General features: G+C 66.3%; 11 protein-coding genes. 6 read left to right on the top strand and 5 right to left on the bottom strand.

The annotated features are described in order from the left end of the window. Window positions 1–4 precede the first annotated feature (4 nt). The 5 genes from GQB03_RS10505 to GQB03_RS10485 are packed head-to-tail and all read right to left on the bottom strand — an operon-like array spanning window position 5 to window position 6011. The gene (locus GQB03_RS10505; RefSeq protein WP_159688572.1) at window positions 5–1483 is read right to left on the bottom strand and encodes a glutamate--cysteine ligase family protein; all 1479 of its coding nucleotides are present in this window, start codon (window positions 1481–1483) and stop codon (window positions 5–7) included. A gap of 41 nt (window positions 1484–1524) precedes the next feature. After that, window positions 1525–2259, bottom strand: coding sequence for a toll/interleukin-1 receptor domain-containing protein (locus GQB03_RS10500; protein ID WP_159688569.1), 735 nt, complete (start codon window positions 2257–2259; stop codon window positions 1525–1527). 36 nt (window positions 2260–2295) lie between these two features. Beyond that, a complete protein-coding gene (locus GQB03_RS10495; RefSeq protein WP_159688566.1) occupies window positions 2296–3633 on the bottom strand; it encodes a hypothetical protein in 1338 nt (445 codons plus the stop codon). Between the two features lie 57 nt (window positions 3634–3690). Then, a complete protein-coding gene (locus GQB03_RS10490) occupies window positions 3691–4281 on the bottom strand; it encodes a c-type cytochrome (RefSeq protein ID WP_159688564.1) in 591 nt (196 codons plus the stop codon). Further along, on the bottom strand, window positions 4278–6011 hold the full coding sequence (locus tag GQB03_RS10485) for a pyrroloquinoline quinone-dependent dehydrogenase (protein WP_159688561.1): 1734 nt from the start codon (window positions 6009–6011) through the stop codon (window positions 4278–4280). Before GQB03_RS10485 ends, GQB03_RS10490 begins: the two co-directional genes overlap by 4 nt. Before the next feature lie 243 nt (window positions 6012–6254). On the opposite strand from GQB03_RS10485, the gene GQB03_RS10480 reads away from it, so the two are divergent. From GQB03_RS10480 to GQB03_RS10455, 6 genes are all read left to right on the top strand, one after another. Further along, complete coding sequence (locus tag GQB03_RS10480; protein ID WP_159688559.1) at window positions 6255–6917, top strand: ankyrin repeat domain-containing protein; 663 nt, start codon at window positions 6255–6257, stop codon at window positions 6915–6917. A gap of 84 nt (window positions 6918–7001) precedes the next feature. Then, on the top strand, window positions 7002–8318 hold the full coding sequence (locus GQB03_RS10475; RefSeq protein ID WP_159688556.1) for a toll/interleukin-1 receptor domain-containing protein: 1317 nt from the start codon (window positions 7002–7004) through the stop codon (window positions 8316–8318). After that, window positions 8308–9378, top strand: a complete 1071-nt coding sequence (locus tag GQB03_RS10470) for an AAA family ATPase (RefSeq protein WP_159688554.1) — start codon at window positions 8308–8310, stop codon at window positions 9376–9378. The genes GQB03_RS10475 and GQB03_RS10470 overlap by 11 nt, the downstream gene beginning before the upstream one ends. Continuing rightward, window positions 9375–10337 (top strand): hypothetical protein, encoded by a 963-nt coding sequence (locus GQB03_RS10465; protein WP_159688551.1) that lies wholly within the window; start codon window positions 9375–9377, stop codon window positions 10335–10337. The genes GQB03_RS10470 and GQB03_RS10465 overlap by 4 nt, the downstream gene beginning before the upstream one ends. Further along, entirely contained in the window at window positions 10330–13764 is a 3435-nt protein-coding gene (locus GQB03_RS10460; RefSeq protein ID WP_159688549.1) for a DUF7379 domain-containing protein, read from the top strand. Before GQB03_RS10465 ends, GQB03_RS10460 begins: the two co-directional genes overlap by 8 nt. 353 nt (window positions 13765–14117) lie before the next feature. Further along, entirely contained in the window at window positions 14118–15854 is a 1737-nt protein-coding gene (locus tag GQB03_RS10455) for a CHAT domain-containing protein (RefSeq protein ID WP_159688546.1), read from the top strand. Window positions 15855–16049: the final 195 nt, after the last annotated feature.

Here is a 16049-nt window from a genome sequence, read left to right as displayed (position 1 = left end):
GTGTTCAGTTCCATTCGCCGACCGGAAGGTTCGACAGGCTCAGATTGTAATAGCGGTCCAGCATTGCATGAGCGGCCCGGTTGCGGTCGAGGCGTGTACCGAGCCGGCGCAGCATGTCGCGCTGCCAGCTCGCCCCGGTCTGGCGCGCGACGAGACGCCGTTCGATGATGGCGAGATGGCGGTCTGCCTCGGCCGCGCCGACCCCGATCGAGCACAGCCCGTCATGCGCGAGTGGCAGCATCCGCGCCAGCAGCTCGGTCACCGCGCACTCGCCGCAGCCGGTCTGCGCGGGGTCAGGCCACACCAGCCGGGCGGCAAGTCCGTCCTGGGCGGCGCGGTAGAAGTTGTATTCGGCCAGCGCGAAGGGCAGCGCCGGCAGCAGGCTGTCGATTCGCGGGCGCAGTCCTTCGGCGAGGCCGATGAACAGCGCCGCGCCTGCGACCATGTCGACCGCCGTGGGGCCGGCCGGCAGGGCACGCATCTCGATGCGCAGATGGCCGCCGTCGGCGGCGTCGTAGACCGGACGGTTCCATAGCCATACCGAGCTCTGGTGCAGGCGCAGCTCTTCGAGCGCCGGGGCATGTCCTTGCGCGACTTCGTCGAGCGGCAGGTGCTCGCCGCAGATCGGGAAGAAGGGCGGGTAGAGCAGCACCGATTCGGCAAACAGCTCGAAGGCCCCTTCACGCACCCAGCCGTTGCCAAAGCCCACGCGCGGGCTCTGGTGCCAGCGATAGCGGTCCTTGATGCGGGTGTCGATCGACTGCTTGAACAGCGGCACCCGGGTTTCCTGCCACAACTCGTGGCCGAACAGGCCCGGCGAGTTGACCGAGATCGCGAGCACCAGCGGGGTTACCAGCTGCACCGCGTTGAAGGTCGCGGCGTAGTCCTGCGGGGCCACCCGGTAGTGAATCTGGAACGAGGTGTTGGCCCCCTCGAGGGTCACGTCGTCCATGCTGAGCCGCAGCGGATCGCGTCCGTCGATGTTCACTTCGAACTGCGCGCCACGGCTCTGCCTGAGGCTGTCGGCCAGTACCCGGTAGCGCTTGCGCGCGGAGACCGAGCCGGGACCGAAATCGTCGGGGCCAAGTGTGGGCAGGATGCCGATCGTCACGATGCGCCCACCCAGGGCAGCGGCACATGTGCGCAGCTCGGCGAGCTTGTCGAGGATCTCCCGCTCGGTCGCGTCGAAAGCCCCTGCCGACAGGCGATGCGCCGAGAGGTTGTATTCGAGGTTGTAGCGGTTGAGCTCGAGGGTGAGCTGGGGGTCGCCCGCGGCGTCGAGGATCTGCTGATTGACCGACAGCGGCCGGCCGTCGGCGTCGATGATGTACAGCTCGAGTTCGGCGCCGAGCGAGGCCGCTCCCACGCCGAAGCCCGGCCGCGCCAGCACCTGGCGGAGCGCCGCGAGATTGTCGCGCAGCTTGTCTGAAAACGCGCTGTACATCTGCGGGCTGAAACCCGCTTCGGAAATCTCGATGCCCATGGCCGATGCCCGTTGCGCCTGTGAACCTGCGGCGATGCGATTCAGCGCGGGTCCTTGCCACACTGGAGCGTGGCCGGGTCCGGCAGCGCGGCAACCTTTTCGGCAATCCCCGAAACGAGCCGCCCGAACTCCGATTGCCGACCGAGGTTCTGAAGCTTGGCGATGCCGTCGGTGACCTGCTTCCGGGTTTCCACGCACAGGGTGTAGAACTCGATCGCGTTCGCCTTCGCTTCACGATACTGCCAGAGCGCCAACAACGCCACCACCGCGAAAACGACGGTTGCGGATGCCAGCGCACGGACCCGCAGCGTCTGCTGGCGGGTGGCCTCGAAGCTGCGGGCGAGTTTCATGACGACCTCGGCAGCCGGTTCGCCGTCGGAATCCTCGAGTGTCTCGGCGATGAAGATCTTGTCGCTCAACGCGCGCTTGAGCGGATTGTCCGCCGGTGCGGCGGCGAGCGTGCCGTTGATGTCGATGGCGATCGGCGCACGCCCCCCCGCCAGCGCCACCTCGATCTCGCGGCCCACCCATTCCGACCGCAGTGCATGCTCGCGGACGATGACCACCAGCTTCTTGCTCATGCGGATGCGCCGCCGCGTGGCACTGTGCAGATCGTCGCCGGCCACATAGACGCGTTCGTCGAGGAACACCGAGAAGCCCAGCGCCTCGAGCCGACGGGTGAGCTCGCGCGCGTAGTTCTGTCCGTCCGCATGCGCATAGGACACGAAATAGTCGAAGCCGAACAGAAGGTCGGCCAGCCAGTGAAACCCCTTCATGTACCTGTCTCCCCATCCCGGTAAAGATCCCGGCAATCAATCGACGACCATGTCCACCGTGGCAAAACCCGACAGCTCCGCGGGGATGCGGATCATCCCCTTCTCGTAGCGACCGCTGCCGAGACGGATCTGCGGCTGCCGCAGCGAGAACGACAGCCCCGGGCGCAGCGGGATGTCGTCGAGCTGCGTCATCGCATCGGTCAGCGCGCCTCTGAACATCGTCACCTGCTGTGCCAGGCGAGCACTGTCGCCCCGCGCCTCGGCCGGCCAGCTGGCCGGATCCGCCAGCCACGCGGCGGCCTCCGACAACAGCTCGTCGAGCGTGCCATCGAGCACCGGGCGGGCCGCCGGCTGATCCTGCAGCGCAAAGTAAAGCAGGACGTGCTCGCCCGTCCCGTTCAGCAGATCGAGGCGCACCAACCCGGCGGGCACATCGACCCGCGACAGCCGCAAGCGTCCGGCACCGCCGGGCATCGTCATGTCCAGCGCCTTGCCTTTGCCTCGCCCCGGTTCGGCGCCGAGCGGTATCACGAGTTCGAGCGGCACGGCGAAACCGCGTCTGCCGGCCGCCGGACCCGGGGTCCGCGAAATGCCATCGAAGACGAGCTGCGGCGACACGGCCGCACGCAGGCCGATGCGCAGCGCCGCGGGCTCCACCACCACGCTGTCGAGCAGCATCGTCGGGTCGATATCGAGCGCCAGTGCGCTGCCTTCCAGCGGCAGTGCCTGGGGACTGGAAAAGCGGGCGATGGCCTGCGCCTGGAAACTTGCCACCAGGGCGGCCAGCCGCGCCGGCGCGAGCGCCGACTCGATCGCGGAGCGTACCGGCGCGCCGATCGTGTCGCGCAGCAAGGCATTCACCGGCACACCAAGCCCCGCCAGCATGGCGGCACAGCCGTCCCCGCGGGCCTCGCCCTGACGCACCGTCGCGGCCAGCTTGTGGTCCCGCACCGACAGGCGAACGAAGGTTTCGGTGTGCACCACCATCGACGCACAGCCCGACCGACCGATCATGCCGAGCATCGCGTCGAGCGCCAGCCTGTCGAATCGCGAAGCGGTTCGTCCGACAAGCAGTGCGAGCCGCACCGGCACAGTCACCAGCAGCTCCGCGCCACGCGCCGCCAGCGCAAGGCGCGGCACGTCCGTTCGGTAGCTGATTTCGAGACCGGCAACGCCGCTCGGACGCGAGCCGGCCCGCTGGCCATCGTCGATGCTGCGCTTGAGTCGCATCTCGATCGCGCTCAGGCTGACGCTTGCATTCACCGCCAACAGCGCACTGTCGATCTGTAATGGCGCCTGCGCCCCGCTGCCCGATGAAGGGACAAGCAGCAACGCACATGCCCATATCATTGAAAGCAGGCAGCGTACTGTCATGACGCGATGTTACGCCCGCGGCCGGCCGGCCGAAACCGTGCCGAGGGCGGGGCCTGCTCAGAGCCCGGCGATGTAGTTCGCCAGGTTCTCGATATCGGCATCCGACAGGGTGCGCGCAACCGCGGTCATGTTGCCGGCGTCATTGGTGCGGCGCTCGGCCTTGAAGTCCTGCAACTGCTTGATCACATAGGCCGGATTCTGGCCTGCGACGCGGGGGATCTCGTTCTGCCCGGAAAAGCCGCCGAGGTGGCACATGGTGCACAGCGTCTCCTCGGCCTTCTGCTTGCCCAGCCGGGCCTTCTCGGGATCGGCGACGAAATCCTGCGGCGGCGGCTTCTGCGTCGAGAACCAGTCGGTCAGCGCGTGCATCTCGTCGCGGCTGAGGCCGGCCGCCATCGGCGACATCTGCGGATCGCTGCGCCGGCCGGCCTGGAAGTCGCGCAGCTGGAGGTACAGATATCGGGCGGTCTGCCCGGCAAGAATCGGGATCAACGGCGTGCTCGAGCGCCCGCCCTCACCGTGGCAGGGCGTGCAGAGCGCGGCCTTGGCGGGCGCCGTGGCCGAGGTCTCGGCCGTGTATTGCGCACCCGCCGCTACCGGAATCAGCCACAGGCCCGCCGCCAGCAGGCGCGTCAGGCCCGCCCTCATGGCAGGGCGAAGACGATCACCGAATTGCCCCGCTTGAAGTCGATCTGCGTGTTGCCGCCGGCCGCCACCGCCACATACTGCTTGCCGTCCACCATGTAGGACACCGCCGGCGCGTTCACGCCCGCCCCGGCCTGGTATTGCCACAGCTTCTTGCCGGTGTGTGCATCGAAGGCGCGGAAGTAGCCGTTGCCCTCGCCGTTGAACACCAGGTTGCCGGCAGTGGCCAGCACGCCGCCGATAAGCGGCTGTTCGGTATCAACCTTCCAGGCGATCTTGCCGGTATCGATATTGACCGCCGCCAGCCGTCCCCACTGCTTCTCGCCCGGGATCACCTTGAAGGCGCCGCCGAGCCACAGCTTGCCGCCCGGATACTTGGCCTCCTCGACGTGGTAGGTCATCGGCTGGTGCAGGTTGGCGGCATAGGCAAGCCGGGTCGTCGGGTTGACCGCCATCGGACTCCATTCGACACCGCCGTTGGCACCCGGCAGCATGCGCGAGCCGTCCTTGGTCGGCAGCACCCACATGTTCTCCTGCGGCACCATCGCCTCGCTGAAGCGGATCAGCTCGCCGGTGGCACGGTCATGCACATAGACGTGGCCGGTCTTGCCGCCGTGGATCGCCACCTTGCGCATCTTGCCGGCCTTGTCGCGGGCTTCGGTGAGGATCACCGGCGAGACCGCGTCGAGGTCCCAGACATCGTGCGCGACGTACTGGTAGTGCCACTTGTAGGCGCCGGTCTTGAGGTCGATGGCGACGATCGAATCGGTGTAGAGGTTGTCCCCCGGCCGCTCCGCACCGTAGAGGTCGGGACTCGGGTTGCCGACCACGAAGAACACCGTGCCGCTCTCGCGATCCACCGCCGGGGCCATCCACACGCCGCCGCCGAGGGTCTTGTAGAAATCGCCGCCGTGGCTGGCGAGCTGAGCCTTCTCGGCCGCGATGTCGCGGAGCATGTTGCGGCCCGTCGCGTCATTGACTGCCCACACACCCTCGTGTCCCTGCTCCGGGATGGTGTTGAAGGTCCACAGCAGCTTGCCGTCGGCAGCGTCGAAAGCCTTCACGAATCCGCGGATGCCGTACTCGCCGCCGTTGGTGCCGATCAGGATCTTGCCGTCAACCGCGACCGGCGCCATGGTCTCCGAGTACCCCAGTTCCGGGTCCGCGATCTCGACGTTCCACACCACCTTGCCGGTCCTGGCGTCCAGCGCCACCAGCCGCGCGTCGAGCGTGCCCATGAAGACGCGATCGCCCATGATCGCCACGCCACGGTTGTTCGGCCCGCAGCAATAGGTGGTGACCGGCCCCATCTTGTGCTTGTAGTGCCAGAACTCCTTGCCGGTCTTCGCGTCGAGCGCATAGACGTGGTTGTAGGAGGTGGTGATGTACATGACCCCGTCGACCACGATCGGCGCGGTCTCCATCGATTCGAGCACGGCGGTCTGGAAGTTGAACACCGGTCGCAGCTGCGCGACGTTCTTGCTGTTGATCTGCGAAGCCGGGTAGTAGCGCGTCTGGGCGTAGCTCATGTTCGAGAGCAGGAAGTTCGCACCGTCGCGATCACCGCCATCGAGCTGCGCCTGGGTGACCGAAACCGCCTTCGGAACCGGCGACCCGGCGGTATCGGCGCCACCTTGTATTTCGCTCTGGGCGTGCACGCCCTGCGCTGCGAGGGCCAGCACCGCGCCGATGCTGAGCACGCGTGAACAGCCACTCCGATTGACTCGGGCCATGATTGTCTCCTCGTTCATTCTTGTAATCGAATCGTCGAGGCCATTCCCAAGGTCAACCCGCTTCCCGTGCCGGGAACATCGGCGCATGGTGAGCGGCCGGGCGATTACCGGGCGCGAGTCGTGGATGCGACACTGCCATGCCACTCTCGTCGCCTCTCACCCCAGATTAGTGCTAATTTTGGACAAAGCAATCGCGTTCGCGGTGCCGCGATCGGGCCGCCGCAACACAAGGAGACGTTCGCCATGGCAATCACGCTGCGATGGATCGCGGCCTGCTGGCTGACCGGCCTGTGCCTGCTGTCGGGCGTGGCCGCCGCGCAGGCGCCCAGCAATCCGAACCTGAACGCACAGTTGCTGGTGGCCGGACGGCAGGGCGACCTGGCACAGGTGAGCCAGGCCCTTGCACGCGGCGCGGCGCCGAACTCACGCAACCGTATCGGCAAGACCGTGCTGCTGATGGCCTCGGAGAAGGGCAACCAGGCCCTCGCCGAAGCGATGCTGCAGGCCGGTACCGATGTAAACCTCGCCTCGCTCGAAGGTGTGACGCCGCTCATGGCGGCCTGCTACGGCGGTCATCTGGAGATCGCGCGGCGGCTGATCGCGGCCGGCGCGCATACCGAACCGATCGACCGCCTGCACCGCAGCGCGATGGTCTATGCGGCAGGACAGGGCCACGGCGAGCTGGTCAAACTACTGCTCGACAACGGGGTCGCGATCGATGAGCCCTACGAACACCAGCTCACCGCCTTGATGTGGGCGGCCGGCCAGGGACACCTGACCGTCGTACAAACGCTGAAAGCACGTGGCGCCGAGGCCGGGCTGCGCGACGATCGCGGCCTGACGGCGGCCGAGATCGCACGCCAGGCGGGCCACCCCGAGGTAGCGGAGGTGCTGGATGCGCATTGACGCGCACCACCGCGCCATGCGCTGCGGCCGATCGGCCGCAGCGCGCCACACGCAAGCGCCGGTGGGCTCCGTCGCCCGGGCCTCATGACCAGAACACGAATCTTCATCAGCCACAGCTGCAAGGACGTCGAAATCGCCGACGACGTACCTTTCGAGGCCGAGGCCGACCCGCGCAAGAAGCGCCTCAAGTACGCCCGCTACATCCGCGACGAGGTCGAGCGCCTGCTTGGCGACGACTTCGAAGTGCTGCTCGACCGCAAGCTGCTCGACCCCGGCGACCGCTGGCCGATCAAGCTGCTGCGCTGGCTGGGCGACTGCGATGGCGCGGTGCTGCTGCTCAGCGAAGATGCGATCAAGTCGAAATGGGTGCTGCAGGAAGCCACGGTGCTGACCTGGCGGCGCCACCTGCGGGCCGGTTTCCGGCTGATCCCGGTGCGTCTGGGCGGCCTTGCCGACGAGGCCTTGAAAGAGGCCGGTTTCGGGCCGCTGCAGATCTCCGACATCCAGGCGGCGAAGGTCGAAGGCACGGTCGATTTCTCGCGTGCCGAGGCGGACGCACTTGCGGCGCGCATCGCCGCACGCTTCGAGGACATGGTCCTTGCCGACGAGGACGACGAGATGCGCCAGTGGATCGCCGAGGTGACCCGCATCCTCGAGCCGCTCGGCGACGACATCCTCGCCCGCACCCGCGAGCCGCTCGGCATCGCTGACGACGACTGGGCCCATTTCGACGACCGTGCCCGCACCGTTGCTCACTACCTGCTTCGGGCCGGGCTGCAGCGCACCAGCAAGGCGCTCGAGCGCATCGTCACGGTACTCAGCGCCCACAACGCCGATGCCTTCGCGCGCCTCGCCGACAAGCTCCTGCCGATGTGGGTCGATCCCGCCGCCGCCGCCTCGCTCGCCGTGCTGCCCGGCGGCGACTGGCACGCCTATGCGCTCAACACCGACGATCCCGAAGTCGCCGACGATTACCTGCGGCGCGCCTGGTGCTGCCCGCCCTGGCTTGCAAACCGACGCCTCGAGTTCGACGAGCCGTTGGGCGAAGGCCAGGCCGCCGAGGCGCTCGCCAGCCTCAAGGCGGGCATCGCCACCCGGCTGCGGGTGCCGCCGCGGCGCATGCACCTGCTCGCCGAACGGGTGCGCGACCGCCCCTTCTTCGTCGTCTTCGGCGAGGACGCGGTGCTCGAACAGCACTTCTGCAATGGCCTCGCCATGGACACCGCGCTCGCCGCCGCCACCTGCCTGCAGCTTGCCGGCCGCGATTTCGGCCGTGCCCCCGCCGGGCTGGCCGAAATCGTGCGGCTGCTGCCCGCCCTTGACGACGCCTGCGAGGATGCCGCCTACCTCGGCAAGTCCTCCATTCTCGATCTCGCCCCCGGAGTTCCCGATGAGCACTGACACCACCCTGGTCTATACCGGCCTGATCGCTCCACTCGCCAACGAGGCCTTGCCGCCCGGCAGCGGCGAGGCGCTCGATGCGCCGGATCGCCGCGACGGCCGCCTCTACGACTACGACCCGCAGTTGCAGATGGCGGTCGAGGTGGCGCTGGCCACCGGCCGGCCGCTGCTGCTGCGCGGCGAGCCGGGCTCGGGCAAGTCCTCGCTGGCCGCCTTCATCGCGCGCAATCTCGGCTACCGTTACTACGAGACGGTGATCACCAGTCAGAGCAGCGCCCAGGACCTGCTCTGGAAGTACGACCTGGTGCGCCGTCTGGCCGACGCCCAGACCCGCGGCGCGCAGGACGACCCGACGCCGCTGTCCGACTACGACTACATCGAACCCGGCGTGCTGTGGTGGGTCTTCGACCGCGCATCGGCCACACGGCGCGGATGGCAGGCCGACAGCACCTGCCCCGAACCGGCCCCGGCAGGTGAGCCCAACGCGGCACTCAACGCGACCCGCGCCGCGGACCACGCGGTGGTGCTCATCGACGAGCTCGACAAGGCCGACCCGGATCTGCCCAATGCCCTGCTGGTGCCGCTCGGCTCGATGGCCTTCGACGTCACCGACATCCGCGACCGGCCGGTCAAGGTGGCGCTGGCCGGCGGCGCGACACCGGCCGAAGGCAGGAGCGGCCAGCCGATGAGCCGCCTGCTGGTGGTCATCACCACCAACGAGGAACGCGAACTGCCGCCCGCCTTCGTGCGCCGCTGCATCGTGCACCGCCTCGAGCACCCCGGTATCGAACGCCTCGTCGACATCGCGCGGCTGCATTTCAACCGTCCGCCCAAACGACCCTTTGGCGAGGAGCAGGAAAAACTCGCGCGCGAAATCGCCAAGCGTCTCGACACCCTGCGCGGGGAGCGCGCCGAGAGCCGGCGCCGCCTGCCCGGCACCGCGGAATACCTCGATGCGGTGCGCGCCGCGCTCACGCTCGGCATCGGCGTTGGCGGCGGCCCGGCATGGGAGGCGCTGCAGCGCGCCACCCTGCTCAAGGACGACTGGCAGGCGACATGAAACACGGCGGCGACATCTGGCTGGGCGATCTGCTGAGCAGCTGGCAGGCGCTCGCGCCCGGCGACGAGGCGACCCGTGCCGCGATGGCGCGGCTGCTCGGCTTCGAGCTGGCGACCGTGCAGCCGGAGGCGCCGGCCGCCGCACCCTCCGCCACACCCCCCGCGCCCCCGGCCCCGGAGACGACTGCCCGACATCCACCGCCGGTGGAAGTATCGCCCGCTGGGGCTAAACAGCAATACTTCGTGTCTGATCTACCGCGCGCGAGCGAGCCGCTGTACGGGCGCGACCCACAACGTGAATGGCAGGCGGTCGAAGCGCTGGCCCGCGCCGACACCGCGACCCGCGCTGCGATGTCGCCGCCCGAGCTGTTCCGCCCCGAATGGGCCCGCACCCTGGTGACCACGCTGGCCGCCCGACTTCAACCGGGCAGGGCCATCGACGAAGTGCGGCTGGTGCGGGATCTGGCCGGCGGCCATCCGCTCGAGCGGATTCCGCGGCTGCCCCGCTGGACCCTCGGCCTCGGCGTGCAACTGCTGATCGACGTCGCGCCCGGCATGGAGCCCTTCGCGGCCGACCAGATCGCGCTGTCCGAGCACTTTGCCGAGGCGGTGGGCGAGGCGCACGTCGAGGAATGGCTGTTCGCCGACTGTCCGTTGCGCGGTGTCTTCGCCGAAGCCGATACCGAGGTCTGGCAGCCTCCGCAACCGGGCGTGCCGGTGATCGCGGTAAGCGACCTGGGCCTCGGCGCACCGGCCGACCATCTCGCCCGCGCGAGCGTGCAGGAGTGGCTCGAGTTGGCCGGCCAGCTGGCCGCCCGCGGCTCGCGGCTGACGGTACTGTCGCCGTGGCCACGCGCCCGCGTGCCGGCGGCGCTGGCCGAACGCATCGCCCTGGTCGAATGGGACCGGCCGACCTCGGCCGCACAAGTGCGCCGCCTGCTGGAGCGCCACGATGGGTAAGCGCGAGGCTTGGGCCGATGCGCAACTCGACGCGCTGGCGCGGCGCTGTCCCGAGGCGCTGACCTTGGCCCGGCTGCTCGCACCGGCAGTCACGGCGGATGCGGCGCTGATCCGCTCGATGCGGCTCGCCCTGCTGCCCGGCAGCGGCGCCTGGATCGAGGCCGAGCTGTGGCACAGCCCCCTGGTCAAGGCCCGCAGCGCGAGTGGCCTGCGCTTCGAGCCGGCGGTGAGCGAGCGTCTGCGCGGTCAGCTTGCCGCGGCCTGGCAACAGGACGGCGCAGGCGAGCGTGAGCGCATCCTCGAGGCACGCGGAGTCATGGCCTCGGCGCACGCCGGGCTCTCGCCCGCGCTGGCGCTCGAGGAGCGGGTTGCATGGGCTGCGGTGATGGGCGAGCTCGACGAGATCGAGGCGGCACTCGCCAGCGCGGTCAAGGGCGTGCTGGATGCCTCCCGCCCCGGCCTCGCCGCGTGGGCGGGACGCGAAACGGGCACGCAACCCGAAGCCGCATCGCCGGCGCAGATCCTTTCGGACCTCCCACCCGCCCGCCTCGGCATCGCCCGTCGCGGCCCGGTGCTCATCCTTGGTGCGGCGGAGTGGCGTGCGGGATTCGCTCTCCCGGTGCCGGATAGCGAGCCTCGCCTAGTGGAAGTGCTGTTGCAGGACGACGATGGAGCGCTGCAGCGGATGCCACACGCAATTGGAGCCTGGGCGACGCAGGAAATCGAGGTCGGCCGCGCCCGGGTGCAGCTAGTCAATGCCCTCGGCGAAACGTTCGAAGTTCCGGGCTTTGAGCGCTGGGCCGGGGGTGGTGCGGCCTACTGCAGGCTCAACTTGCAACATGGGCAGCGCGAAGGCATGGGAGAAGGTTACATGCTGACCTTGAAGCGCAGCGACGTGGATGGACACGGAACAGAATTTGACTTCATCGGTGGCTCCATCGATGAACTCGGACCGCGTCGTGGTCCGAGTCTGGCGCAATTGACCAACGAGGCCGACCTGGCCTACTGGATTTCAAGGGTATTTGAGAAGGGCCACGAAAGCCCGCTCCTGAGTTCCCGAGTGTTGACCGCGCTACGGCCCGACGACGACATCGAACTACGCCTCGAGGATGAGGCAGCCAGGCTACCGTGGGAGTACATGCTCGGCGAACTCGGTGTGAACGGCAGGGTGGTGCGGGGTGGAAGCGACGGTGTTGGCCAGCGCGGGCGCGCGCCGGAGGGACACGCGGTATTGCTGGCGGCCGTTGGCGATCCCGGACGGCCGAGTCCTGCAAACTTGGAAGGGATCTTCCGGGCGGCTCGGTTCGACGTGGAAGCACTCCCCGGCGCGTCGGCAGAGGCGCTGCTCGCATATCTGCATCGTCACCCATGGCGGGTGCTGCATCTCGAGAGCGAGCTCGATCCGGCGCGCAATCCGGACTTCCGTGATGGCGCTCCGGCGCTGCCGATCGGTGACGGAACCGCCCTGACGCCGGGCGATCTCGAGCAGCTTCTGGTCATGCCCGAGCTCGTGGTGATTCGCGGCCGTTCGCGGATTGGCGGTGGATTCGGGGGCTCGTGGGGCAAGAGCCTGTGCAAAGGCCTTGTGTCGGCGGTCCTGGTAAACGATTGGGAGGTGACCGACAGCATTGCTTCCGCATTCTTCGACAGTTTTTACGAAGCCCTCACCGCGGGCAGCACGGCGGCCGAAGCCGCCCTCATTGCCCGTCTCGAGACCCGTCGCCGCTATCCCGATTCGCTCTCGTGGGCAGCCTTCCAGCTACATGGCGACGGGGAATACCGCCTGCCGCAGGTTTCCCGGCGGAAGAAAGCCGCCACCAAAGCCACAAAGGCCAGGCCGACCGAACCCTACGAGTTGCGCGCGATCCGCGCGCTCGAGCAGCGCAGCGTGCCACAGCCTGGGCTTTACGCGCTCGACGCCTCGCCGGTACCGCCGCAGTTGCACGGCATGGACGGCTCCGCTCCGGTGCACGGGCGGGCGCTGCTGTTCATCCATGGCATGGGCTCGAGCATGCTCGGCAGCTTCGCCGGCATGTGGTCGCCCGACAATCTTGCGGCCTGGCGGGAGCTCGCCTCGGCGTATTCCGGCCGCATGCTGTGCTTCGAACACTGGGGACTGTCGCGTTCGCCGCTGGAGAACGCGCTCGAGCTCGTGAGGGCCTTGCCTTTCGGTATCGAACTCACCCTGCTGAGCGTGTCCGACGGAGGACTGATTGGTGAGCTGCTGTGCCGTGCTGGCCGCGTCGCCGACATGACGGAATGGGAGGACGATGACTTCTGGGACGGATCTGGTCGAGGGAACGAGAGGGTGGCGCCTTTCGACGAGGCCGATTTCGGGCTGTTCGACGGCGCCGCGCGCGAAACGCTCGAGCGCCTTTCCAAGGAGATGATGGCCAGATCCCTGCGTGTGGCGGACTTCGTGCGCATCGCCTGCCCGGTGCGCGGCACCACCTACCCTGTGCGTGCGAAGCAGGTGTTCGGCGGCATCGCACGGCTGATGAGCAGGGTCGGCAGCGTGGCCGGCGGCCTGCCCCTGCAGCTGCTCGATGCCATCGTCGACCCGTCGCGGGTGCCCGGCCTGCGGGCGATGGACCCGAGCTCCCCGTTGATCCGCATGCTCAACCGTCCGGGCGTGCGGGTGGACAGCGCGCTTGCCGTGGTTGCCGGCACCTTCCGCGCCGACTCTCTGACCGGGCGGCTCAAGGCCGGTGTGCTGGGCTTGCTGGTGGATGACGACAACGACCTGCTGGTGCCCACCGCGTCGATGTTCGGGGGCGCTGCGCGCACCCGTCCGGCTCGTTTCGTGCGATTCGAGGGTGGCGACATCAATCATTTCTCCTACCTCGAGCAGGGCGAGGTGGTCCGCACCGTGGTCGACCGCCTGATTCATGATTCACCCGGGTCGGCCTGGCAGATCGTGCAGGACCAGCGCAGCCCGGCGCCGCGCGTGCTGGTGGTGCACGATGCTTCGCAGCCCGCAGATGCGCTCGAGCAGTGCGCCGCCGCCCTCGCGCCACTCGAGAACGAGGGCCGGATCCGCCTCGCAGTCACCCCCGACGATGGCCCGATGCTGCGCAACGACGGGATGCGAGGACCGCTCACCGAGGCCCTCGCGCGCACCCGCGTGTTGGTCTTGCTGCTGACCCCAGGCCTGCTGCGCTCCGCCGGCCTGCAATACTCGCTGCGCACCCTGCAGCGGCGGCTCGACGACGGCGGCTGTTCACTGTTGCCGGTCTGGATGGTGCCAGACCTGTTCGAGGCGATGGACCCGAGCACCGGCACCCCGCTGCCCGACTGGCTGCTCGCCCGTCTGCGGGACGTCCAGGGGCTGCGTCCAGAGCCGCTGGAGGATCCCGCGACATGGCACGAGGTGCGGGACGTGGTGTTGCGGCTGCTCGATGCGGGAGGAGGACGTCAGGCCCGGTAGAGGCTTTCGTGTATAGCGGGAGTGGGGCCTGCGACACCCCTGTTTGGGCGGCTGGCGACCCAATCCGGTCATTCAGCTTTCCCCGAAGCTGCCACTCGTGAACCAGTGCCTTCGGCCAGAAGCAGACCGACACCAAACCTGCCACAAAGCAGCCGGTCACAGGGCTAGAATGACAGTTCACTAGCCGCCGACGAAGCGACTTCATCAAGAGCCTTCGGATTCCAAGCGTTTGCCCGTACCGAGACATGTGAGGAATTCCACAAATGGGCTCGATTTAAGCGCTTGGGTGTGTCGCGATTTGTCGCCTGTGATGGCTGTTGTTCAGCCTCGAAACAATTCTAGGAGTTCTTGTCGTGCCTAAGATATTCCTGAGTTACCGTCGCGCTGACAGCGGGGGCTGGGTCCGCACCATAGATCAGAGACTCACTGAAGTATTTGGTCGTGACAACGTCTTTCGAGATATTCCAAGCATACCTCCAGGCGCAGACTTTCTTAACACACTCAAGGCTAAGTTGTCTGAATGCACCGTCGTCCTTGTGGTCATTGGGCAAATGTGGAGTGCGATTAGTGGACGAAGCCACCGCCGTCGGTTACTAGAAGAAGATGACATCGTGCGGCAAGAAATCGAGAGTGCGATAGATCTAGGTCTTTGGCTTGTACCCGTGCTTGTAGGGCACGCGACTCTACCGACAAAGAACCAGTTGCCGGAGAAGCTGCAGGCCTTAACGAAACGACAAGCTTATGTGCTTACAGATAAGCATTTCGAGGCTGACCTCGATGACTTAATCACGGCTCTACGTGGTCTCACTATTGAGCGAGACAACATCCAAGCACAGGAAGATTTAGGGAGCGGCGCTGGATCGAATGAGCACTCACATAGAGACGCATCCGTATCGGGTAATCGACCCCCTCCATCCGATTTAAACATTCTTGAAGCTTTCCCCTTAGATCATCGGTCGTCAGCTTTTGGTGATCTTCGTTCGCTTTTAGCTGATGCGATAGCCTTAGATCTAAAATCGGCGGAAAAAATAGCACCAACGGTTGTCGATATTACAAGAACTGGCGACCGCTGGACTTTCGAACACAAAGCAATCAATAGTCAAACGCTTTTCGGAGAAATTTCCACAGTAGGAACCTCTGTGGTCGGCCATTCCGTTCTTGATGAGATATTGGGCCAGCTGATACACCCACGCGACACAGAGACAGTCATGAAATTGGGCGAACTTCTGTACCAGTTGGTTGTGCCGAAACCTATTCGCCAGGTTATGGAAAGCGCGAGAGCTTTGCTGCTACAGCTTGATCCGGAAGCTGACAAGATTCCTTGGGAGTTCCTGAAACCGAAGGGTAACGCTCTGCCGTTTGGCCTGTCGAAGGGCGTTATACGTCAGTTCAGAGACACTGATCAAAAAATGGGACACAGCGCGTCTAGGGATGAACAGGAGTGTTTGGTCTTCGTTGGTGCGATGGACGCTCCTTTCATTGATCTGCCAGGCGCACGCAAGGAGGCAGATGAGGTCGCCACACTGATTCAACAAGCGGGTTTTGGCGTCCGGAGAGTATCCGACGTCGGTCCCTTAGAAGCAGTGCTAGCGATTTCCCTTACCAGTTGGTGCATTGTGCATCTTGTCGGACATGGGGTAGATCATTGGAGCCCCGAGGTATCGCTGCAGACAGACGGGGAGTCCAGCCTGCAACTCACTGGTCTAATGATTGGCGAGGGGGTAGCGCTATCGATTCATGAGGTTATGGCCGCTGATATGGCTCCAGAGCTCCTGTCGGTTGGCGCGATGCAACTAACTAGTTGGGCACCGGTCGCGCTCAAGGGAGGCTGTAGTGTTTTTCTGACGCTCGGTGGACCAGCAGATGACGACGCTATACGGCAATTCTTTTCAGAGTTCTATCGCTTGGTTGGTGCAGGAGAATCGACCTTTAGATCACTAGTGGGAGCTCGCCGTACCTTAGCCCATGAGTCACCATTCAATATGGCTTCGGGACTGTGGGTACGCTGCTACGGCGACGGAGGTTACCGGATCTCGAGAATTGCCCAAAAGGATGCGCCTGGAGAAGCACCGCAATCGGCGTGTCCCTGAGCTTGTACGTTGAACATCAGCTTTTCGATTTGGCGACCGGAGGCGATGGTGTATTGACCCAGTAAAAGCCTGCTCAGGTGTTAGCCTTGAAAGGAAGGACACATGGGTACGGAAATGGAAGACGAAATCAAGCGTTGGACGGCCAGGCGCAAGAGCGCATTGGTGATGGAGGTCCTACAAGGGAAGAGGACGTTA

Origin of the sequence: Cognatazoarcus halotolerans (assembly GCF_009800965.1) — a bacterium.
Lineage (GTDB): Bacteria > Pseudomonadota > Gammaproteobacteria > Burkholderiales > Rhodocyclaceae > Cognatazoarcus > Cognatazoarcus halotolerans.
The sequence above is the reverse complement of the archived record's forward strand: the minus strand, read 5'-3'. Positions and strand labels throughout refer to the sequence as shown.